Raw genomic sequence first — 22,579 nt, forward strand, 5'->3', positions numbered from 1 at the left:
AAGCCCGCCGTAAGTCACGACGGGTGTCCCGCAGCGCTACAACCGCATGCGGGAGCATTTGAACTACACCGAGGAGTTAAATAGTGAAAAAACTGCTAGCGGCTTTGACGGTTGCTCTGCTTGCCACCGTCTCGATTGGCGCACACGCTAAAGATTGGTCCACGATCCGTTTTGGCGTTGACGCCAGCTACCCCCCGTTCGAGTCGAAGGGCTCGGATGGCAAGCTCGTTGGCTTCGATATCGACCTCGGCAATGAAATCTGCAAGCGCCTGGATGCCAAGTGCGTGTGGGTCGAAAACGACTTCGACGGCATGATTCCCGCGCTGAAGGCGAAGAAGTTCGACGGCGTGCTGTCGTCGATGTCGATGACGCCGCAACGCGCCGAACAGGTCGCGTTCTCGTCGAAGCTGTTCAACACGCCGACGCGTCTGGTCGCGAAGAAGGGTTCGGGCATCCTGCCGACGGCTGAGTCGCTCAAGGGCAAGTCGGTCGGCGTCGAACAGGGCACGATCCAGGAAACCTACGCGAAGACGTACTGGGAACCGAAGGGCGCGAAGGTCGTGCCGTATCAGAACCAGGATCAGGTCTATGCCGACCTGCTCTCGGGCCGTCTCGACGCAGCGTTGCAAGACGCGGTGCAGGCTGAAATCGGCTTTCTGAAGACGCCGCGCGGTGCGGGCTTCGACTTCGTCGGCAAGGACCTCGTGGACGCGAAGATCCTTGGCAACGGCGCGGGCATCGGCATGCGCAAGGAAGACACCGATCTGAAGGCGAAGGTCGACAAGGCGATCGCCGACATCATCAAGGACGGTACGTACAAGAAGCTCGAGAAGAAGTATTTCGACTTCGACGTGTACGGCGGCTAAATCAGCGGCTATTTGAGCAGCTGAGTCCGCCACGCGTGTCCGATGACGCGCTGGCCGGCTGGCAGAAACGGGCTCCGCACAGCGGAGCCCGTTTCGTTTGCGCCGCCGCATGAAACCACATCATGCGTCATATCGGCTAAGATCGTGCGGTCGCGGCGCCGCGAAGCGGCCCGCCCAAGCCCCGCCACGAAGCACGCTTTCATACTGTAATCAACGACATAGCGCGGCGCGCCCGATTGGGCCCCGGCTTTCGGAAACCATGCAAACCCAAACCCATCCGCTGATTGCGCCGACACTCGGCACCGCCCGCAACCTGACGAGTTTCCACTACGGTCCCGGCGGCGGGCAGAAGATTTACATCCAGTCCTCGCTGCACGCCGACGAACTGCCCGGCATGCTGGTGTCGTGGGAGCTGCGCCGCAAGCTGGCCGCGCTCGAAGCCGCCAGCAAGCTGCGCGGCGAAGTCGTGGTCGTGCCGGTGGCCAATCCGATCGGCCTGAACCAGCACTTTCTCGGCCATCTGACCGGCCGTTTCGAAACTAACACCGCGCAGAACTTCAACCGCAATTTCCATGATCTGTCGGCGCTGGTGCAGCCGGTCATCGAATCGCGCCTGACCGACGACGTCGACGCGAACCGCACGGCGATCCGCGCGGCGATGCGAGAAGCGCTCGACGCGCAGGAGCCGACCACCGAACTCGCGTCGCAACGTCTCGCGCTGCAAAAGCTCTCATACGACGCGGACGTGGTGCTCGATCTGCATTGCGACTGGGAGGCCGCGATGCACCTGTACACGAACCCGGACTTGTGGGCAGACGTCGAGCCGCTCGCGTGCTACCTCGACGCGAAGGCGTCGCTGCTCGCGCTCAACTCGGTGGGCAATCCGTTCGACGAAATCCACAGCTTCTGCTGGTCCGATTTGCGCGGCCGTTACGGCGACCGCTTCCCGATTCCGAACGGTTCGATCTCGGTCACCGTCGAACTGCGCGGACAGCGCGAGGTGTCGTACGAGTACGCTGAAAAAGACGCGCAGGCGATCATCGAATACCTGACCTCGCGTGGCGTGATCGACGGCACGGCCGCCCCGCTGCCGCCGCTCGAATTCGCCGCCACGCCGCTCGCGGGCGCCGAGCCGCTCGTCGCGCCGCAAAGCGGCGTGCTGGTGTATCGCTGCGAAGTCGGCACGTGGGTGGACGCCGGCCATGAAATCGCGGATATCGTCGATCCGTTGACGGACCGCGTGGTCACGGTGAAAAGCAGCGTGGCCGGCGTGCTGTACGCGCGGCATACCACACGCTTTGCGACGGCCGGGCTGGAATTCGCGCGGATTGCCGGCGCGAAGGCGTTCCGGAGCGGTTCGTTGTTGAGCAATTGAGCGCCACCGCGGCGCGGCTGATGTTGCACTAGCCGCTTGCCGCTGCGCGTTGCGGTCTCTGTCCGAACGTCGAGCAGCAAAGCAGATCGCCCGCTATTTCGGCGGGCGATCTGCGTTTACGCATCGTGTCAGGTGCTGCTCAGAATGCCGGAATGATCGCGCCTTTGAACTGCGTGTCGATGTACTTGCGTACCTCGTCGGACTCGTACGCCGCGACGAGTTTCTTCACCCACGGCTGATTGCGATCCTGCACGCGCACTGCGATCAGATTCGCGTACGGACCTTTGATGTCCTCGATGGCGATCGCGTCTTTCGTCGGCTGCAGGCCGGCTTTGACCGCGTAGTCGGTATTGATCGACGCCGCATCCAGATCGTCGAGCGCGCGCGGCAGTTGCGCGGCGTCGAGTTCGACCAGCTTGAGCTTCTTCGGATTCTCGACCACGTCGAGCGGCGTCGCATTCACGCCGTTCGTGCCGACGCCCGGCTTCAGCTTGATCGCGCCGTACTTCTGCAACAGCAGCAGTGCGCGGTTGCCATTGGACGGATCGTTCTGAATGCCGACCTTCGCGCCTTCGGGCAAATCCTTCAGCGACTTGAATTTCTTCGAATAAAAGCCCATCGGCGACACATAGGTCAAACCGACGTTGACGATCTTGTAGCCGCGCTGCTTGATCTGACTGTCCAGAAACGGCTGATGCTGAAAACCGTTGGCGTCGAGATCGCCCGCGTCGAGCGCCGCATTCGGCTGCACGTAGTCGTTGAACTCGATGACCTTGAGGTTCAGGCCGTCGCGCGCCGCCACCTTGGTGACGACCGACCAGATCTGCGCATCGGGGCCACTCATCGTGCCGATCGTAATGCGTTTGTCGTCCGCGTGAGCGAACGTTGCCGTGAGCGAAAACGCGGCGACGGCTAGCAGATTCTGGATGAGTGTCCGGCGTTGCATGCTATTTCCTGTAAGCGATTGAGGCGAATTTGACAAAAGGCTGAATGACGCCGCATCGTCGCACGCCACCGCGGCAGCGGAAAACCAACTGTTTTTCACACGCTTATATCCGCGCTTCGAGCAAAGCTTATACAGGCACTGCCTTGCGTGATTTCTTCTTGCGAAGCCATGCCGGTGTCGCGCCAACACGACAGATTTAAAAAATAAACGCACTGTCACATACCTTACTCAGCGTTCCCTTAAATTTCGGGCCATCGCATGATCTGACCGAAGAGCCGGGCATCGCGATCGCCTAATTTTTAACCGGAGAAAGTCTTGAACAAGAAAGTATTGACCGCCGCTACGCTCGCCGTCTTCGCTACCGCCGCTCACGCGCAAAGCAGCGTCACACTGTACGGGGTGATCGACGCAGGTATCAGCTATGTGAACAACTCGAAGTCGGCCACCGGCAGCGACAAGCTCTTCAAGTACGACGACGGCGTGGCGCAAGGCAGCCGTTGGGGCCTGCGCGGCACGGAAGATCTCGGTGGCGGCCTGAAGGCGCTGTTCGTGTTGGAAAACGGCTTTAACAGCGGCACCGGCGCGCTCGGCCAGGGCGGCGCGATGTTTGGCCGTCAGGCTTATGTCGGTCTGTCGCAGAACAACGTCGGCTCGCTGACGTTCGGTCGCCAGTACTCGTTTTCCACCGACTACCTCGGCGGCAACTACTCGACCGGCGGCCAGACCGTCGCAGGTAACTACGCTTATCACATCAACGACGTCGACCAGTTGACGTCGAGCCGTATCAACAACTCGGTCAAGTTCAGCAGCGCGAACTTCTCGGGCCTGACGTTCGGCGCGATGTACGGCTTCTCGAACCAGGCTGGCGGTTTTGCCGGCTCGCCGGCTACGGGCACGACAGCTGCAACGGTTGTAGGTTCGTCGCGCGCTTACAGCTTCGGCGCCAACTACGCCAACGGCCCGTTCGGGTTGGGCGTCGCATACACGGACATCCGCTACCCGGGTCAGGCATCGCCGGCCTTCTCGACTTCGCTGGCTAACGTGACGTTCCCGACGCTCGGCAACGGTCAGATCCAGGATCTGCGCACGTTCGGCGCTGGCGGCCGTTACGCGATCGGCGCAGCGACGCTGTGGGCGCTGTACACGAACACGCGTCTCGCACCGATCTCCGGTGAATCGACCACGTTCGCCGCGTACGAAGCGGGCGCGAAGTACGCGTTCACGCCGGCTATCACGGCAGGCGCTGGCTACACGTACATGCACCTGAGCGGCGCGAACACGGGTCACTGGAACCAGGTGAACCTGAGCGCCGACTACGCGCTTTCCAAGCGCACGGACGTGTACGCACTGGGCATTTATCAGATCGCGTCGGGCCACAACGGCACGCAGGATCTGCAAGCGCAGATCGGTTCGAGCACGAGCTACTTCAACACGTCGGGCACGGGCGCGGACAACCAGTTGGCATTCCGCGTCGGTATCCGTCACAAGTTCTAAGCAGGTCTTTGACGGCGGGGAGCGCATGCGTTCCTCGCCGTACGGATCCGGAGCTTCTGAAAAACGCCCTGCGGGGCGTTTTTCTTTTTGCGGCGTTTGCCGTCGCCCACGATGCGGGCTCGCGCAGCGCTCACCCGCTCAATCCAGAAGCGCGGGGTTATCGATCGCCCCGGTCAACAGCTCGACAAACGCCTGCACCACACGCGGCAGCACGCGCCCGGCCATCGTCTGAATCTGCAGAGAGCGCTGGTGCAGTTCAGGATTACTGATCGGTATCGCGGCGAGTCCATCCACTTCCAGCCGGCTACGCACGGTCAGAAAACCCGTCACCGTGACGGCATCGGTCTGCAGCACGAAGCTTTGCAGCGCCGCATGATAGTTGCTGACGAACACCGGATCGAACACGAGGCCTTCGAGGCTGCACGAAATGTCGAATAGCTGACGGATCGTCACACCCTGGTTGTCGATCGCGAGCGGCCACGGCAGCAGGTCCGCGAGCGAAACGGACTCGCGCGCCGCGAGCGGATGATCACGCCGCACCAGCGCGAAAATCGGCGCGCGCTGCGAGTACACCACGTTGATGTCCGGCTCCGGCGCAATGCTGAAACACACCGCGATATCGGTAGTGCCGTCGCGCACGCGCTGCGTCGCCACCGACGGCGCGGACACCTCGAGCTGAAAATGCGTGGCCGGGTGCGTCTTCAGAAAACGCGCGAAAATCTGCGGCAGAAAATGCGGCGCGACGCCCTCCGAACTCGCGACACGAATCGTCGCGCGGCCCCCGTTGCTCAGCCCGCGAATTTCCTCGGTGACGCGCTCGGCGTCGAGCAGGCTGCGCCGCGCGTGCTCGGCGAGCAGACGCCCGGCGTCGCTCAACACCATGCCGCGCGGGCGCCGCTCGAATAGCGCCGTGCCGACGTCCTCCTCCAGCTTTGCGATCTGTCTGCTAAGCGCCGACACGGCGACGTACAGACGCCCCGACGCTTTGCTCAGCGAACCGCTGCGCGCCACCTCCAGAAAGTAGCGCAGCGCGGTGTTGTCCAACTGGCTCATGGGTTTTCCGCTTTGCCGTTTCGGCAACGATATCTGCCAAATATTGCAATTGTCCACAAATATCGTCCACCCCAAGATCGCGACATCGCTTCGAATCCAGCGCGCTTGCTCGCGGCGCGCCTCACCGGAGAACAACGTTGACCCGTGACTCGGCTATTCAACATGCGACGGAGCAGTACGATTCCGGCCGCTTTCTCGATGACCTCCAGCGCCGCGTCGCCTTCCGCACGGAGAGCCAGGAAGCGGACAGCGGCGAACGCCTGCGCGCCTATCTGAGCGATGAAATCGCGCCTACGCTGACGCAATGGGGCTTCACATGCCGCATCGCCGAAAATCCGGTGGCGGGCGCAGGGCCGTTTCTGATCGCTCACCGCCACGAAGACGACGCGCTGCCCACCGTGCTGTCGTACGGCCACGGCGACGTGGTGCGCGGCTACGACGCGCAATGGCGCGAAGGCCTTGCGCCATGGCGTGTCACCGTCGACGGCGAGCGCTGGTACGGGCGCGGCACGGCGGACAACAAAGGCCAGCACAGCATCAATCTGGCCGCCCTGAAAGCGGTGCTCGATACCCGCGACGGCAAGCTTGGTTTCAACCTGAAGCTGCTGTTTGAAACCGGTGAGGAAGTGGGCTCGCCGGGTCTTCACGAACTGTGCGCGCGGTTGCGCGACGAACTCGCCGCCGACGTGCTGATCGCGTCGGACGGCCCGCGCCTGTCGGCGCGCCGCCCCACCGTCTTTCTCGGCTCGCGCGGTCTCGTGAACTTCCGGCTCGATGTGAAGCTGCGCGATGGCGGCCATCATTCAGGCAACTGGGGCGGCCTGTTGCGCAACCCCGGCGTGGTGCTCGCCAATGCGATCGCGTCGATGGTGGACGCCAACGGCCGCGTGATGATCGAAGGACTGCGCCCGCCGCCGATGCCCGATGCGGTGCGCCGTGCGCTCGCCGGCCTCACGGTCGGCGGCAATCCGGGCGAGCCGGCGGTGGATGCGGACTACGGCGAACCGGGCCTCACGCCGGCCGAGCGCGTGTTCGGCTGGAACAGTCTCGAAGTGCTCGCGTTTCGCACCGGCAATCCCGAGAAGCCGGTCAACGCGATTCCGCCGCACGCGTTCGCGCATCTGCAAATCCGATTCGTGGTCGGCACTAACTGGCTGGATCTCGCACAGATCGTGCGCCGCCATCTCGACGAGCACGGCTTCGGCATGGTCGAGATCGACGTCGAGCGCGGCGTGCCCGCGACCCGTGTCGATCCCGACAACCCATGGGTGCAGTGGGCATTGCGCTCGCTGCAGCAAACCACGGGCAAGCAACCCGTGCTTTTACCCAACCTCGGCGGCACGCTACCCAACGACGTGTTCGCCGACGTACTCGGCATGCCGACCCTATGGGTGCCGCACTCGTACCCCGGTTGCTCGCAGCATGCGCCGGACGAGCACCTGCTCGGCCCGGTGGTGCGCGAAGGACTGCGCATCATGTCGGGTCTCTTCTGGGACCTCGGCGTGCGCGATGCCGATGCCCCCAATAGCGCAGCCGCGCTTCCCACGCAACGCCGCCAGGGAGTTCCGTCATGAGCATCGATTCCGCCACCGTCGACGGCACGATCGCCGAACCCAAAGCGCGCGCGGGCGTATCGCGCCTGATCCTCGCGACGTCGATCGGCAATGCGCTCGAGTTCTACGACCTGATCGTGTACGGCTACTTCGCCACCACGTTGTCGCGGACCTTCTTCCCGGTCCACGACAAAACCGTGTCGCTGCTGCTCACGCTGGGCACCTTCGCGCTCTCTTATCTGGCGCGGCCAATCGGCGCGCTCGCGCTCGGCTCGTTCAGCGACCGCAAAGGCCGCAAGGCGTCACTCACGCTGTCGATCGGGTTAATGACGCTCGGCACCGGCATGGTCGCGCTGATGCCCTCGTATGCCGCAATCGGCCTGCTCGCGCCGATCGGCATTTTCGCTTCACGGCTATTGCAAGGCTTTTCGGCCGGCGGCGAGTTCGGCAGCTCGACGGCGTTTCTGATCGAGCATGCGCCGGCTCGCAAAGGCTTCATGGCGAGCTGGCAGTTCTCCAGCCAGGGCGCAAGCACACTGATCGCGTCCGCGTTCGGCGCGGTGCTGACCGGCGCGCTCACGCAATCGCAACTCGACGACTGGGGCTGGCGTATTCCGTTCCTGTTCGGCATGCTGATCGGGCCGGTCGGGTTCTACATTCGCCGCCGGATCGACGAAACGCCGGAGTTCGAACGCGCTGAGAAATCCGCCTCACCGGTGCGCGAATTGCTCGCGACGCAAAAGGAACGTGTACTGGTCTCGATCGGCTCGCTCGTGCTCACGACCACGGCCAACTACATGCTGCTCTACATGCCGACGTATGCGGCCCGGCAACTCGGTCTCGCGCCGTCGGCCGGCTTCATCGCCACGCTGCTGGCCGGCTGCATCATGATGGTGTTGACGCCGATCGTCGGCCACTGGTCGGACAAGGTCGGCCGCATTCGGATCATGCTGGGCGCCGGCGTGCTGTTCTTTCTGACGGTCTATCCGGCGTTCATGTTCATGAACGCGCACCCGTCGCTCGCGACGCTGCTCGCCGCGGTCGTGTGGGTCGCGATCCTGAAGGCCACCTACTTCGCGCCGATTCCCGCGTTGATGTCCGAGCTTTTTCCGACCCGCACGCGCACCACCGGCATGGCACTCGGCTATAACATCGGCACGACCGTGTTCGGCGGCTTCACGCCGCTCGCCGTCGCGGCACTGATCGCGGCGACCGGCAACAATCTCGCGCCCGGGCTTTATCTGATGCTCGCGGCCGTGATCAGTCTTTTCACTATCGTATGGGCTCGCGTTCGTCTGAATGCGCGTTGAACCGACAGGACTCTATTCATGCAAGAAGATTTGCAACAGGCAGTGCAATTCGCAGTGGATCATGAATCGCTTTGGGACCGTCACGTCAGCGGCGCGTGGGGCGTGCACGTGAACGATCCGCCGCCGTGGAACCGGCTGCTCGGTCCGGTGCATGATCGCGGCTCCGTGTCGGGCACGATCGCGGTGGACGGCCGCGTGTTGACTTCATGGGGTGAGCCCGATCGCGCCGATCTGACCTTCAGCGTCGCGAAGATGTACCTCGCGCTGCTCGCCGGGGTCGCGCACGATCGCGGTTTGCTGCCGGATGTGAACGAACCGGTGCACGTGCGGGTGCCCGGCATCGGCTTCGACGACGAACACAACGCGGCCGTGACCTGGGCGCACCTCCTGCAGCAGACGAGCGAATGGCAAGGCACGTATTTCGGCCTGTCGGATCAGGCGGACCACTATCGCGCCGTCAATTTCGCCGCGCCGCCGGATGGCAAAAAGGGCGAGCTGCGTCCGCTGCAACGCCCCGGCACGTACTGGGAATACAACGACGTGCGCATCAATCAGCTTTCGCTGGCGTTGCTGCATCTGTTCCGGCAACCGTTGCCCGAGGTATTCCGGGAAGCGATCATGCGCCCGGCCGGCGCGAGCGAAAACTGGCAATGGGTCGGCTACGACCATGCGTGGGTCGAGATCGACGGACGGCGCATGCAGTCCGTTCCGGGCGGCACGCACTGGGGCGGCGGCATGTCGGTCAGCGCGAACGATCAGCTGAAGGTCGCGCAGATCCTGCTCAACGACGGCATGGTGAACGGCCGGCGGGTTCTGTCCAGCGAGTGGATCGCGCGGATGCGTACGCCCTGCGCGATCGCGCCGTTTTACGGCTATCTGGTTTGGCTCAATACCGATCGCAAGGTTTTCCCCAGCGTGCCGGCGTCGAGTTACTTTGGCGTGGGAGCGGGCAGTTCGTTTACGTGGATCGAGCCAGAGCGCCGGATGACGGTGATCGTGCGCTGGTTGAATCCGGCCGCCGCTAACGAGTTCTTCGGGCTCGTGCTCGATGCGGTGGATGCGATCTGTATCGAATGAGGTGGCGTGTCTGCGATTTCGCACCGGCCGTGAAAAATCGCAGCCACGCATTAAACCGTGAGCGCCACAGCGACCGCGAGCCCGGCCAATTCGGCCCGCTCGCGCCGCTGACACCACCCACGCGTTTTCAAGCCTTCGCCAGTTCGGCGTCGATCGCCGCGACGAGGCGCGGATCATCCGCCGTGACGTCGGGCGAAAAACGGCCCACCACTTCGCCATGGCGGCCGATCAGGAATTTTTCGAAATTCCACAGCACGTCCACGCGATTTTCCGGATCGACGCCATAACCCTTCAATCTTTCACGGAAAGGCCCTTCGCCGGTCGCGGCGGGCTGCGCTTCGGTCAGATGCGCGTACAGCGGATGTTTATCTTCTCCGAGCACGGAGATTTTCGAAAAGAGCGGGAAATGCACGTCGTAACTCGTGCTGCAAAACGCGGCTATCTCGCTGTCGCTGCCCGGCTCCTGGCCTTTGAAATTGTTGGCGGGAAAGCCAAGCACTTCCAGACCCGACGCGCGTTTGTCCTGATACAGTTTTTCGAGGCCGCTATATTGCGGCGTGAGTCCGCATTTCGACGCGACGTTGACGACCAGCAGCACCTTGCCCTGATAATCGGCAAGGCTTGCTGAATTGCCGTCGATTGTTTTCAGCGGAACATCGAATAGCGCTTCTGCCATGGAGCCTCCTTGTTGAAGATGGATTGCTCGTGAGCGTGATCGTAAGCCGAACGCGTGAGTCGAGCAATGAAGCGATCCAGCTTAACCGATCTGCCGAGTTTCAGCAGAAGGCGCTCCAAGGCATCCATTGCGCTCGACGAACACGCGGTCATCAAGGCCGGCACACCGCGCTCAGATAAATAAGTCTGCCCCACCCCGCTTCACCCCGGGTCCTTCGGCCTGATGGTGTACCTCAGCATTCTTTCGCGCGACGCCGCGAGCAAACGCGTCATCGCAGCAGACGCGGCCTCCGGCTCGCGTGCGACGATCCCGCGGCGCACCGCATCGTGCAGTTCGATATCTTCGCTGGGCCGCGCCGCCTGCCGCAACAGCATCTCCGACGACACGCGCAACGCCGCCTTGATCGCGCTGCCGATCGTAATGAACATGCCGTTCTGCGACATCGCGATGATCGCCATGTGAAACTCCAGCACCGCTTCGCCCACCGCGCGCACGTCCGATTGCGCCGCCGGCGACGCATACGCATTCGCCAGCTCGCGATAGCGGCGTTCGATCAACTGCAGATCTTCGTCGCTGCCATGGCGTGCCGCCAGAAAGCTCGCGCGCGGCTCGAAGCACAGCCGCATCTCGAAGATGTCCTCGACGATCTTCGAATCGAACTGCGCATTCAATCGCCACGCGAGCACGTCGCGGTCGAGCAGATTCCAGTCTGAGAACGGCAGCACGCGAGTGCCGATTTTCGGCGTCACGTCGATCAGGCGCTTGCCGGTGAGCTGTTTGATCGCCTCACGGATAGTGGTGCGACTCACGCGGTATTCGCTGCACAACTCGCTTTCGACGGGGAGCAGATCGCCCGGACTGAATTCGCCCGAGACGATCCGCATGCCGACGATCCTCGCGACCTGTGCCGTCATCGTACCGACGACGGGCTCACGCTCGAACATCACCCCTCCTTCGCAGATGCCCGCTTCGACCGCCTAGCCGCGCTTTGCCGCGGTCGTGACGATTACGTTCCACGAGCCCGGCTTCAGACGCGCGGTGATCTTCTCGCCGTCGACCACCACGCGGGTGTTGGTCTCGGGCACGACCGTCAACGGCGCTTCGCGTGTGTTCACCGCCTTCATGTTCGCGTGATGAAGTTCGAGCGCGTGATCGAGCGTGCGCTCGGCGCCGAGGCCGCGCAACTCGATGTTCAGGTCCATCTCGTCGGTCAGGTGCCGGTTCAATGCGAAGATCGTCGTGGTGCCGCTCGCCCGGTCATCGACCACGGCCGCGCACAGGTAGGCGATCTCAGGGAAAGTCTCGGCTTCGTATGACGGCGACTCGATCACCGGCTTGAGCACGCGGCCGTGACCGAACTTCGACGCCTGCGCGAACGGATAGAAAATCGTCTGCCGCCAGGCCGCGCCGCCCGGCTCGGTCATGATCGGGCCGATCACATTAACGAGTTGCGCCAGACAGGCGGTCTTCACGCGGTCGGCGTTGTTCATCATCGTGATCAGCGCACCGCCGACCAGCAGCGCGTCCTCGGCGTTGTAGACCTCCTCGATCAGGCGCGGCGCGCTCGGCCAGCCCGGCTTGCGCAGATCGTTGATCGAGCGCGCCTTGTACCAGACGTTCCATTCGTCGAACGACAGCATGATGCGTTTGGTCGAATGCTTGCGCGCGGCCACGCTGTCCGCCACGGCGACAATCTCCTTGATGAACAGGTCCATCACGTCGATGTTGCCGAAGAACTCCGCGGTGCAATCGTGACGGTTTTCGAAGTACGTATGCAACGAAATGAAGTCGACCTGGTCGAAGCAGTGTTCGAGCACGCGGTCTTCCCACGCGCCATAGGTCGCCATTTCATGGGTCGAGGATCCGCACGCGGCAAGCTGGATGGTGGGATCGACCGCGCGCATCAGCTTGGCTGTTTCGAGTGCGACGCGGCCGTATTCGTCGGCGGTCTTGCGGCCGATTTGCCACGGCCCGTCCATCTCGTTGCCGAGGCACCAGAACTTGATGTCGTGCGGCTTTTCGTAACCATGCTCGTGACGCAGATCCGACAGCGCGGTGCCGCCGGGATGATTGCAGTACTCGACGAAATGCCGCGCTTCGTCCGGTCCGCGTGTGCCGAGGTTGACCCCGTACATCGGTTCGATGTCGAGCTCGCGGCACCAGTCGATGAATTCATTGGTGCCGAACTGGTTGGTTTCGACCGAATACCAGGCGAGGTCGAGGCGCTTTGGCCGCTTCTCTTTCGGACCGACACCGTCTTCCCAGTTGTAGCCCGACAGGAAGTTGCCGCCGGGATAGCGGACGATCGTCGGTCCGAGTTCGCGCGTCAGCGCCATCACGTCCTTGCGATAGCCACGCTCATCGGCTTCGGGGTGGCCCGGTTCGTAGATGCCGGTGTACACGCAGCGGCCCATATGTTCGACGAAGGTGCCGAACACGCGCCGGTCAAGGTCCGCGACGACGAAATCGCGGTCGACGACGAGGCGGGAAGAGATCATGGTGAGAGGTCCTGTTGTGAGTTCGACGAGACGCGCCGCCCGATGCGGCGCGCTGGCTGACAAGTTCGCGCGCCGTGCGGCAACTACCTGGACAACAGCTTGTTGACGCCGTCCTCTGCGTCCTTCTGAACCGCGGGAATCGGCTTGCCGGAGGTCAGCATGTTGCTGACCTCGCTGCCGACAATCTCCTGAATCGCAAACTGGCGCGGCACCGTGTTCGGCAGCGAATAGCCCGTCGACGAGATTTCCTTGATCGACGACCGATGCGGCAGCGCATTGAATGCCGCGCTATCGATGACGGACTGGCGCGCCGGCAGATGCCCGGTGCGCGCCCAGTCGGCGTCGTGGTCGTACAGGAACTTGAGGAACACGAACGCGGCGTGGCGGGTCTTGTCGTCCTTCGCGCCGCCCTTGAGCATGACCCACGAATGGCCGTCGGCCCACACCGCCTTCTTCTGGAACAGGTTCGGGAACGGCACGACGTCGTAGCCATTGTTGGCGAGCGGCGAATCCGACTTCTTCGAGAGGTTGGTCAGATCTTCTATCACCCAGGTCCCGCAGATCAGCACGCCGGCCTTGCCGTTCATGAACGCCTGGTTCGATGCGCCGTAGTCGAGATTCGGCGTGATATCACCCGCCTTCATCAGACCGTCGAGCAGTTGCAGTGCGTTCGTGACGGGCTTGCCCTGCAGATCGATCTTCGTCGGTCCGGACGGAAACAGCGTGCCGTTCTGCTGATAAACCATCGTGTACAGCGAACGCGTCTGCGCGGCGCTCTCGTTCGCAATCGGCATCGTGATGTACGGCAGGCCGGTCTTGTCCTTGAACTGCTTCGCCTGTTTGAGCAGTTCTTCAGGCGTGGTCGGCAGGATCGGCTTGCCGCTCGCGTCGACGAGACCCGCCTTCCTGAACAGATTGACGTTGATGTGCCAGAGCCATGAATGCGTGTCGAACGGCAATGCATAGGTCTTATCGCCGAACGTGACGCCACGGTGCGCGTGCCCGGTGAAGTCCTTCGTATCGACACCGACCGATTTGAAACCGTCGTCGAGCGGCTCGACGAGCTTGCGCTTCACGTAATCGCCGAGCACGGCTTCGTGCATCACCGAAATCGTCGGTACGTCACGGCTCAGAATGCGCGCGTCGATCTGCGTATAGTAAGGATTCCATTCGATGATCTGCGGCTTGACGACGATGTCCTCCTTGTTCGTCGCATTGAACTGGTTGACGAGCGTCGTGATGATGCCGCACTCGCCCGCCGCTTTGCTCACGTCGTTCACATTGCCGTATTCAGCGTCGCAGGCGCCAAAGAAACGCGACAGCGTAATTTCGGTTTTGGCCTGTGCCGGCGCCGTCAGGCAGGCCGTCAGACTCAGCAGGGCGAGCGAAAGCGCACCGCGCACGAGCGATCTTTTCATCGTTGTCTCCTATGTCGGATTGAGCCGTGTCTTTCCGAACGACTGCGCACGGCTGCCGGGTGGTCAATGGCGTGACCGGTTGTGTTTCGCCAAGCTCGACTAACGCACCGTGGTGCCCGCCACCGCCGCCACGATGTACTTCTGGAAGAACAGATACAGCACGAAGATCGGCAGACCGGCGAACACCGCTTGCGCCATCAGATAACCAATCCCCTCGGACTGCGCGAAATTGCCCTGTGTCGATGCGAGGCCAATGGTCAGCGTGTACATCTCCGGCTTCGATGCCGACACGAGCGGCCACAGGTAGTCGTTCCACGCGCTGAGAAACGTGAAGATCGCGAGCGTCGCCTGCGCCGGGATCGACAGCGGCAGTACGATGCGCCAGAACACCTTGAAGCGCGACGCGTTATCGAGCAACGCCGCTTCCTCGATATCGACGGGCACCGCCTTGAAGTACTGCGTCATCAGATACACACCGAACGGCGACGCGAGGCGCGGCAGAATCAGCGCGCCATAGGTGTTGTGCCAGTCGAGCGACGCGAAGATGCTGTGCAGCGGAATCACGAGCGCCTGCTCGGGAACCGCGAGCCCCGCGAGGCAGATCACATACAGCCAGCGCTTGCCCGGAAAGTTCGTGCGCGCGAACCCGTAACCGGCGAGCGACGCGATGACGAGCGTGAGGAACGTCTGGCCCAGCGCGACGATCACGCTATTGATCAACCAGCCGCCCACCGCCGACGTGCCGACGATGCTCGTATAGTTCTGCAGCGTGAACGGCGGCGAGAACAGCACATCGGTATGTTGCTGAAGGAACGCGTTCGGCTTGAACGACAGCGCGAACACCCACACGAGCGGCGCGATCCAGACGAGCGCGAGCAGCACGACGGCGCCGAGCATCACGCGCTCGCCGAAACGGCCCGCCAGCGAACCGCGCGAGCGTTGCGCAGGAGAAGGACTCGGGGCGGACTTGAGTGCGGTGGTGCTCATGCGGAATCCTTTCTGCGAACGATCCATGCCTGCGCGGCGATGCCCAGCAGCATCAAGGCGAACAGCACCTGCGCCGCGGCAGCCGAGTAGCCGAACAGCCATTGACGGAAACCGGATTCGTAGATGAACTGCACCAGTGGACGCGATGCGTTGTTAGGACCGCCGTCGGTCAGCAGTTGCGCCTGACCGAATAACTGGAACTGGAACACCGCTTCGATCACCGCGACCAGCGCGACGGTGCGCCGGATCGACGGCAGCGTGATCGACGCGAAGGTGCGCCAGCGCGTTGCGCTATCGAGCGCGGCCGCTTCGTACAGCTCCTGCGGAATCTGTTGAAGCGCGGCGAGGAACAACATCATCGGCAGGCCGACGATCCACCATACGGTGACGATTGCGATCATCGGCAATGCGGTGGCTTCGTGCACGAGCGGCACGTACTCGGAAAGGTTCAGCGCGTGACTCACGTCGGCGAGCAGGCCGTGGCCGGGCATCAACACGAGCTTCCAGACCAGCGTGACGATCGTGACCGACAGCACCGACGAGCCGAAGAAAATCGCCCGCAATGCCGCGCAAAACCGGCCCGGCCGGTTGAGCACGAGCGCGAGTGCGAGACCTAGCGCGACGAACATCGGCACCGTCATGAACACGAAGTAGAACGTGTTGCGCACGGCGCCGCGAAAGATCGGATCGGCCGCGAGGTCGACGTAATTCTTGATGCCGATGAATTCGCTCGTGCCGGCGAGCAGGTCCACGTTCTGCAGGCTCAGCCACCAGCCGTAGCCGAGCGGCACGACCAGCAGCAACACGTAGACGACCACGAACGGCAGCACGAACAGACCGTTCGACCAGGACGCGAGGGGATTGCTGAAACGGCGTTGCCGCGTCTTCGGCAAACCGGCCGTCAGCGAGCGCTCAGCCGCCATGATGCGCCGTCCCGCTTGCGTCGAACAGATGCAGATGGGCGGCGTCTATGCTCATACGGAGCGGGTCGCCGGCCTGCAGTTCGTACTCGCGTGGGATCTCGATCACGATCAGCTGATTGCTCGCGAGACTCACATGTGCGAGCGAGCGGTCGCCGAGCCGTTCGATGAATTCGGCGCGGCCGCCGAGTGGACCATTCGCGTCGATCACCACGTGCTCGGCGCGAATGCCGAGCGTGAGCTGGCCCGACGGCAAACTGCCGGCCGCGATGGGGGTGGGAATGACGACATTGTCGACCGGCAGGCGCACGAGCAGACGGCCGCCGTTATCGCCCGCGGGTTCGACCTCGATAAAGTTCATGGCCGGCGCGCCGATGAATCCCGCGACGAAGCGCGTGGCCGGACGCCGGTATATGTCGAGTGGCGCACCGATCTGCTCGATGCGCCCGCGATTCATCACGACGATGCGTGTGGCGAGCGTCATCGCTTCGATCTGGTCGTGCGTGACGAAGATCATCGTCGAACCGAGACGCCGATGGATGCGCGCAAGCTCGACTCTCGTGCGGGTGCGCAGCGACGCATCGAGGTTCGACAACGGCTCGTCGAACAGGAATGCTTCGGGCTCCTTGACCACCGCGCGACCGATTGCCACCCGCTGGCGCTGACCACCCGACAATTGCGCGGGACGACGCTTGAGCAGCGCATCGAGTTCGAGCATGCGGGCCGCTTCGGTAATGCGCCGTTCGATCTCGCTCGCGGCGACACCCGTATTGCGCAATCCGAACGCCATGTTGTCGTAGACCGTCATGTGCGGATAGAGCGCGTAGTGCTGGAACACCATCGCGACGTCGCGCCTCGCCGGCGGCAGGTTGGTGACCTCGCGGCCACCGATACTGATCTGCCCTTCGCTGACGTTCTCGAGTCCGGCGATCATGCGCAGCAGCGTCGACTTACCGCAGCCGGAGGGGCCTAGAAAGACGAGGAATTCGCCTTCGAGGATATTGAGGTCGAGACCCGTGATCACTTCCGTCTCGCCATATCGCTTTGTCACGCCGTTGAGCTGAATGCCCGTCACCGCGCCTCCTTATTTCAGGAACTGCTGTCTCTGGCTGCTTTGATATTATGAAAATATAATAAGGTGGCCTGATTGGAACGTCCAATCCCTGTTTCGATATCGAGGCATTCAGGTTTTGGTATACGCATGCGTATTGGGTCGCGCTGCGATGCTTTGATTTCGGCTTGATGAGCTGGCCATGTTCCGGCCACATCGAGCTCGAACGAGTCAATGCGGAAACACGGCGTTTCGATTGTCAGATCGACGCGAATTGCTGCGCGGGGTGCGCATGGAACTCGAAGAATTTTGATCGGGCCGCGTGTAACCGCCGCATGGCGGTTACACGGAAACTCGACTCAGGTCGACATGCGTCGCCGGGCCTATGACGGCAGTGACGTCGCCAACGTCAGTGAGAATGCCGCGGCACGGCGGCACCGCGGCAACCGACGAGGAAATCGAGGTCGCAGCCTTCGTCGGCCTGCAGCACGTGATCCACATACAGGCGCTGGTAACCACCGCCATCCGGCGCCTGCGGCGGCACATGTTGCGCCATGCGGCGCTCCAGTTCCGTGTCGCTGATATCCAGATGCAGTGTGCCGGCATCGCAATCGAGCTCGATCCAGTCGCCGTCCTGCACGGCGGCGAGCGGGCCGCCCGCAGCCGCTTCCGGCGTCACGTGCAACACCACCGTGCCATAGGCGGTACCGCTCATGCGCGCGTCTGAAATCCGCACCATGTCCTTCACGCCCTGGCGTAGCAGCTTGGGCGGCAGTCCCATGTTGCCCACTTCGGCCATGCCCGGATATCCCTTCGGGCCGCAGTTCTTCATCACCATGATGGAATTGGCGTCGACGTCGAGATTTTCATCGACGATGCGCGTCTTGTAGTGCTCAAGGTTTTCGAACACCACCGCGCGTCCGCGATGCTTGAGCAGACCAGGCGTGGCCGCCGACGGCTTGAGCACCGCGCCGCGCGGCGCGAGATTGCCACGCAGTACACGAATGCCGCCGTCGGCGACGAGTGGGTTGTCGAGCTGGCGGATGACTTCGTCGTTCGTGTTGGGCGCATCCTTGACGTTGTCCCACAGCGATTTGCCGTTCACGGTCAGCGCGCCCGGATGCGGCAGCAGGTCCGCTTCACCGAGCCGGCGCAGCACTGCCGGCAGACCGCCCGCGTAATAAAACTCTTCCATCAGGAAACGGCCCGACGGCATCAGGTCGACGATGGTCGGCGTATCGCGGCCGATGCGCACCCAGTCCTCGAGCTCGAGATCGACGCCGATGCGGCCGGCAATCGCCTTCAGATGAATCACCGCATTGGTCGAGCCGCCGATCGCGGCATTGGTGCGAATCGCGTTCATGAAGGCCTCACGCGTCAGGATCTTCGACAGTTTGAGGTCTTCGTGCGCCATCTGAACGATACGGATTCCTGACATATGGGCGAGCACATAGCGACGCGAATCGACTGCCGGAATCGCCGCGTTGTGCGGCAGCGACGTGCCCAGCGCTTCGGCCATGCACGCCATCGTCGAGGCCGTGCCCATCGTGTTGCAGGTGCCCGCCGAGCGCGACATGCCGGCTTCGGCCGAGAGGAACTGATGCAGGTCGATCTCGCCCGCCTTCAGCGATTCGTGCAATTGCCATACCGCGGTGCCCGAGCCGATGTCCTTGCCGTCGAGCTTGCCGTTCAGCATGGGACCGCCGGTGACGACGATCGCCGGCACGTCGCAGCTCGCCGCCCCCATCAGCAGCGCGGGCGTGGTCTTGTCGCAACCGGTGAGGAGCACGACCGCGTCGATCGGGTTGCCGCGGATCGCTTCCTCGACGTCCATCGCCGCGAGATTGCGCGTGAGCATCGCGGTGGGACGCAGGTTCGATTCGCCGTTCGAAAACACGGGGAACTCGACCGGGAAACCGCCGGCTTCGTAGACGCCACGCTTCACGTGCTCGGCGATCTTGCGAAAGTGCGCGTTGCACGGGGTGAGTTCAGACCAGGTGTTGCAGATGCCGATGACCGGACGGCCGTCGAATTCGTGATCGGGGATGCCCTGGTTCTTCATCCAGCTTCGATACATGAAGCCGTTCTTGTCGGCTGTGCCGAACCATTCAGCCGAACGCAATTTCCGCTTATTTTCCGACATGCCTATTCCTTGATGCACGTGCCGGGGCATAGCACCGGCCAGTTTGACCGAGCCGGCGCGGCGCAACCGGCGAGATGACGATTAAGCGGCTGGCGACCGCGCGTTCCGCGCCGTCACGGGCCTCGCAAAGCTCTGGAATGCGGATCACGGAAGGCTGTCGCTCAATTTATGGGACTGCTGAAGTGTACGGAGCGGGTCGATATCTATCCAATTAAATTTTTGGCGGTATCGATATCAGTATTGGTATCGCACGGCGCGGACGGGCGTGGGATGGGCGTCCCGCGAAGGTGCTGCGCACAAAGACGCTGAATTCGCGGTCGCCACAATGGGTCCGCCTCTGGCGAAGCCAACCGGGACGCCTCTAGCGTATCAGTGAAAAAACGGCAGCGCGAGAAACAGCTTGATCACGATCGCGTTGACGATGTCCATGAAAAATGCCCCGGTCATCGGCACGACCAGGAACGCGATATGGGAATGGCCAAAGCGGTTCGTAATCGCCTGCATGTTGGCAATGGCGGTCGGCGTCGCGCCCATGCCCAGGCCGCAATGCGCGGCGCTCAGCACCACCGCGTCGTAGTTGCGCCCCATGACCGGGAACGTCACGAACACGGCATACAGCGCCATCAGCAGGGCCTGCGCGGCAAGGATCACGATGACCGGCACCGCGAGCGCCGCGAGTTCCCACAGGTCGAGTCTCATCAGCGCCATCGCCAGAAACAACGCGAGACTGACATTGCCCACGAGCGCGACCGCATGCTGATCGAGTTGCACCCGCACGAGCGACAGCCCATTGTTCAGGAGCACGCCGACGAACAGCACGCAGACGAACGTGGGCAATTCGAAGACGGTCCCCGCCAGCCGCTCGGCCACCATCTCGCCCATGGTCAGACACACGGAGATCAACGCGAGCGTCGTGATGATCGCAGCGGGCGTGGTCGGTTGCCGGGCTTTAGGCTCCTCGAAGACCAGTGTCTCATTCTCGCGATCGGATATGCGCCGCCTTTCGTCGTCACCGATTCGACGCATGAGCAGGCGTGAAATCGGGCCGCCGAGCACCCCGCCGATCACGAGCCCGAACGTCGCGCAGCCGATGGCGATTTCCGTGGCCGAGTTCAGCCCGTGATGCTCGGTGAAGACCTGACTCCACGCGGCGCCCGTGCCGTGGCCGCCCGACAGCGTAATCGATCCGCCGAGCAGTCCGAAGAGGGGATCGACGCCGAGCGCGAAGGCCAGCAGCACACCGACCACGTTCTGCAGGATGAGCAGTCCGCTGACCAGCACGAGAAATCGGATCAGCACGGGGCCGCCCGCCTTCAGGCTGGAAATATGCGCATTGAGACCGATGGTCGAGAAGAACGCGAGCATGAGCGGCACCTGCAGCACGGGCTCGAAGCGCACTTCGATACGCGTCGTGAGGCGTATCAACAATACGCTGACGGCAACGATGAGTCCGCCGGCCACCGGTGCGGGAATCGAGTAGGTGCGCAGCACGGTGATCCACTGAACCAGCTTCTCGCCGAGAAGCAGGACGAGCGAGGTGGCGACCAGAGTGCCGTATATGCCGACATCCATGAATGACCTCCGACCGGACGCGCAATCACGTTATCCCTTGGGCGGCATGCCGCGACAGTATCGGGCCGACCGGGCATTGCGCGAGCAAGAGACGACCGCCGGCCTAAGCAGCGAGCGGATTATTTTCTATTCACGTACGGGTACATCGGCAACCATGCTTCATCTTAGCCAATCCGCCCGATCGCGGTAGAAATTTCCTTGACCCGCCACAATCCGGGCATCATGTCGCGTCACTGCCTGCGTTGAAGTCTGCTACGCTGCGCCCTTCTCCTTCACTACCTTGCATTGAACCCGATGGAAACCCCTTTCAACGATCGCGGCGTGTCGGTCACGCGCAATGCCCTCTCGTCCGCCGGTCAGGTTTTTCCGCTGCGCGATGTCGTCGGCGTGCAGGTCGTCACCGTGCCGAAGAACAAGGTTTTGCCGGTGACGATCTCGGTGCTCGGCCTGATCGGCGCGATGGCCGGCGCGATCTTCGGTTCGCCGGCGGGCCTCGTGTGCGGTGTGATGCTGGTCGTGGTCGGCTGGCTCACGTGGGCCACGCAGGACGTCACGCATCGGTTGATGGTGCAGACGGCCGACGGCCAACGCGAAGCGTTGATGAGCACCGATCGCGAATTCGTCGAGCGGGTGGGCGCCGCGGTGGACGAAGCGAAAGCGGCGGCGGTGCAAAAGGCGTGACGCTGTTCGCGTTTGTGCGAGGCCCGCTCATTAGCACAAGCTCGTTCACACAAATTTGATTCGCGCAGCACCCGCTTTTGCGTGCCATTGAGGCGCGCCTGATTACAGTGGAGCGGGTATGGACCACGCGCGCCGCCTCTGCGGGTCGGCGCAACCATCATGCTCACTTCAGTCGTCCCGTCCGAAATCTCCGTGCTGCGCGTTTCGCGCACCGGCTGCCGCGCCACCCATCCGATGGTTCCGCTCGTCGTTATCGATGTGACCGTGCCCGGCACGTCGTCGGCGCTTGCGCGGCGAGCGCTGCATGCCGCGCTTGGCTGCGATCTGCGTCTCTACGTCGTGACCATTGACCAGCTGCGCGAGCACATCGTCTTTCGCATCGAAGTGACCTCGCGCAGTCTCGAGGACGTGATCGGCGTGCTGACCGCCGCCCTCGACCGCGCGACGCTGGGCCCCGCGCATGCGACCATGATTCGAGCTTCGCACCCGGATTGAAGCAGGCCGATGCAGGGCGTACCGCCGCCTCGCTCACCGCGAGCAAACCTTTACACATCTTGGCAATTGCGCCCGAGGGGCCATGTAGAGTCGCCGCTTCCGTTGTTGCGTTCCTTTTGCAGGGTGCCTTCGCTTTGATGTGCTTGAGCGTATCTCCATGCGCGGCCGCTCGTGAATTCCGTCGGGGCGGCCTTGTATGAGCGATCAGTCTGCCTCGTGCTGGCTGCGCACAGGCCGCGAGGAGGCTTCACGCCGACCGGCAACACCCCGAGGCATTGCGATGCATTGCCTCGCAAAAGGACCGCGCCTTTTAGCGAAGCGTGATCCATGTCCCTGTCATCTCTTCATGCCGCGCGGCGGCCTCTTCGTCCGCATCGGCAAACTCGCCTCCGGGCCGGCTTGCGTGTCCTCCAGCAGCGTCTTGCTTGCATGGCGGCGTGCGCGGCCACCGCCCTCGGCGGTTG

The 22,579-nt window shown here is 62.9% G+C and carries 19 protein-coding genes; 8 read left to right on the plus strand and 11 right to left on the minus strand.

What is annotated here, in order from left to right; translation table 11 throughout:
* Positions 1-83 precede the first annotated feature (83 nt).
* Both CIC12_RS09105 and CIC12_RS09110 read left to right on the plus strand, forming a co-directional pair.
* Complete coding sequence (locus CIC12_RS09105) at positions 84-866, plus strand: ABC transporter substrate-binding protein (RefSeq protein WP_168663797.1); 783 nt, start codon at positions 84-86, stop codon at positions 864-866.
* A 259-nt stretch (positions 867-1,125) separates the two neighbouring features.
* Positions 1,126-2,241, plus strand: coding sequence for a succinylglutamate desuccinylase/aspartoacylase family protein (locus CIC12_RS09110; protein WP_168663798.1), 1,116 nt, complete (start codon positions 1,126-1,128; stop codon positions 2,239-2,241).
* A gap of 139 nt (positions 2,242-2,380) precedes the next feature.
* Here the strand turns inward: CIC12_RS09110 and CIC12_RS09115 are convergent, their stop codons facing one another.
* Entirely contained in the window at positions 2,381-3,187 is an 807-nt protein-coding gene (locus CIC12_RS09115; protein WP_168663799.1) for a MetQ/NlpA family ABC transporter substrate-binding protein, read from the minus strand.
* Between the two features lie 315 nt (positions 3,188-3,502).
* On the opposite strand from CIC12_RS09115, the gene CIC12_RS09120 reads away from it, so the two are divergent.
* Positions 3,503-4,681, plus strand: a complete 1,179-nt coding sequence (locus tag CIC12_RS09120) for a porin (RefSeq protein WP_168663800.1) — start codon at positions 3,503-3,505, stop codon at positions 4,679-4,681.
* A gap of 138 nt (positions 4,682-4,819) precedes the next feature.
* Here the strand turns inward: CIC12_RS09120 and CIC12_RS09125 are convergent, their stop codons facing one another.
* The gene (locus CIC12_RS09125) at positions 4,820-5,725 is read right to left on the minus strand and encodes a LysR family transcriptional regulator (RefSeq protein WP_168663814.1); all 906 of its coding nucleotides are present in this window, start codon (positions 5,723-5,725) and stop codon (positions 4,820-4,822) included.
* A gap of 146 nt (positions 5,726-5,871) precedes the next feature.
* On the opposite strand from CIC12_RS09125, the gene CIC12_RS09130 reads away from it, so the two are divergent.
* From CIC12_RS09130 to CIC12_RS09140, 3 genes are read left to right on the plus strand one after another with little or no spacing between them, the layout of a single operon-like run.
* Positions 5,872-7,308, plus strand: a complete 1,437-nt coding sequence (locus CIC12_RS09130; RefSeq protein ID WP_168663801.1) for a M20 family metallopeptidase — start codon at positions 5,872-5,874, stop codon at positions 7,306-7,308.
* Positions 7,305-8,597 (plus strand): MFS transporter, encoded by a 1,293-nt coding sequence (locus CIC12_RS09135; RefSeq protein ID WP_168663802.1) that lies wholly within the window; start codon positions 7,305-7,307, stop codon positions 8,595-8,597. Before CIC12_RS09130 ends, CIC12_RS09135 begins: the two co-directional genes overlap by 4 nt.
* Before the next feature lie 18 nt (positions 8,598-8,615).
* Positions 8,616-9,674 (plus strand): serine hydrolase domain-containing protein, encoded by a 1,059-nt coding sequence (locus tag CIC12_RS09140; protein ID WP_168663803.1) that lies wholly within the window; start codon positions 8,616-8,618, stop codon positions 9,672-9,674.
* 127 nt (positions 9,675-9,801) lie between these two features.
* On the opposite strand, the gene CIC12_RS09145 is transcribed toward CIC12_RS09140, so the two are convergent.
* The 9 genes from CIC12_RS09145 to gltS form a co-directional block, all read right to left on the minus strand.
* Complete coding sequence (locus tag CIC12_RS09145; protein WP_168663804.1) at positions 9,802-10,350, minus strand: glutathione peroxidase; 549 nt, start codon at positions 10,348-10,350, stop codon at positions 9,802-9,804.
* A 200-nt stretch (positions 10,351-10,550) separates the two neighbouring features.
* On the minus strand, positions 10,551-11,294 hold the full coding sequence (locus CIC12_RS09150; RefSeq protein ID WP_168663805.1) for a FadR/GntR family transcriptional regulator: 744 nt from the start codon (positions 11,292-11,294) through the stop codon (positions 10,551-10,553).
* Positions 11,295-11,327: 33 nt separating this feature from the next.
* The gene (arfA, locus tag CIC12_RS09155; RefSeq protein WP_168663806.1) at positions 11,328-12,848 is read right to left on the minus strand and encodes an arabinosylfuranosidase ArfA; all 1,521 of its coding nucleotides are present in this window, start codon (positions 12,846-12,848) and stop codon (positions 11,328-11,330) included.
* Between the two features lie 83 nt (positions 12,849-12,931).
* Positions 12,932-14,266 carry an extracellular solute-binding protein gene (locus CIC12_RS09160; RefSeq protein WP_168663807.1) on the minus strand — a complete coding sequence of 445 codons (1,335 nt, stop codon included), beginning with the start codon at positions 14,264-14,266 and terminating at the stop codon, positions 12,932-12,934.
* A 99-nt stretch (positions 14,267-14,365) separates the two neighbouring features.
* The gene (locus CIC12_RS09165) at positions 14,366-15,253 is read right to left on the minus strand and encodes a carbohydrate ABC transporter permease (protein WP_168663808.1); all 888 of its coding nucleotides are present in this window, start codon (positions 15,251-15,253) and stop codon (positions 14,366-14,368) included.
* Positions 15,250-16,176 (minus strand): carbohydrate ABC transporter permease, encoded by a 927-nt coding sequence (locus CIC12_RS09170; RefSeq protein ID WP_168663809.1) that lies wholly within the window; start codon positions 16,174-16,176, stop codon positions 15,250-15,252. Before CIC12_RS09170 ends, CIC12_RS09165 begins: the two co-directional genes overlap by 4 nt.
* Positions 16,166-17,248 carry a sn-glycerol-3-phosphate ABC transporter ATP-binding protein UgpC gene (locus CIC12_RS09175; protein WP_168663810.1) on the minus strand — a complete coding sequence of 361 codons (1,083 nt, stop codon included), beginning with the start codon at positions 17,246-17,248 and terminating at the stop codon, positions 16,166-16,168. The genes CIC12_RS09170 and CIC12_RS09175 overlap by 11 nt, the downstream gene beginning before the upstream one ends.
* Positions 17,249-17,633: 385 nt before the next feature.
* The gene (locus CIC12_RS09180; RefSeq protein WP_168663811.1) at positions 17,634-19,367 is read right to left on the minus strand and encodes an IlvD/Edd family dehydratase; all 1,734 of its coding nucleotides are present in this window, start codon (positions 19,365-19,367) and stop codon (positions 17,634-17,636) included.
* Between the two features lie 369 nt (positions 19,368-19,736).
* Positions 19,737-20,939 carry a sodium/glutamate symporter gene (gltS, locus tag CIC12_RS09185; RefSeq protein WP_168663812.1) on the minus strand — a complete coding sequence of 401 codons (1,203 nt, stop codon included), beginning with the start codon at positions 20,937-20,939 and terminating at the stop codon, positions 19,737-19,739.
* 294 nt (positions 20,940-21,233) lie between these two features.
* Here gltS and CIC12_RS09190 point away from each other — a divergent pair, with 294 nt between their 5' ends.
* Positions 21,234-21,620, plus strand: coding sequence for a DUF6232 family protein (locus tag CIC12_RS09190; RefSeq protein ID WP_168663813.1), 387 nt, complete (start codon positions 21,234-21,236; stop codon positions 21,618-21,620).
* A gap of 192 nt (positions 21,621-21,812) precedes the next feature.
* A complete protein-coding gene (locus tag CIC12_RS09195; protein ID WP_342030515.1) occupies positions 21,813-22,115 on the plus strand; it encodes a hypothetical protein in 303 nt (100 codons plus the stop codon).
* Positions 22,116-22,579: the final 464 nt, after the last annotated feature.

The organism is Paraburkholderia sp. SG-MS1 (assembly GCF_012275575.1).
GTDB lineage: Bacteria > Pseudomonadota > Gammaproteobacteria > Burkholderiales > Burkholderiaceae > Paraburkholderia.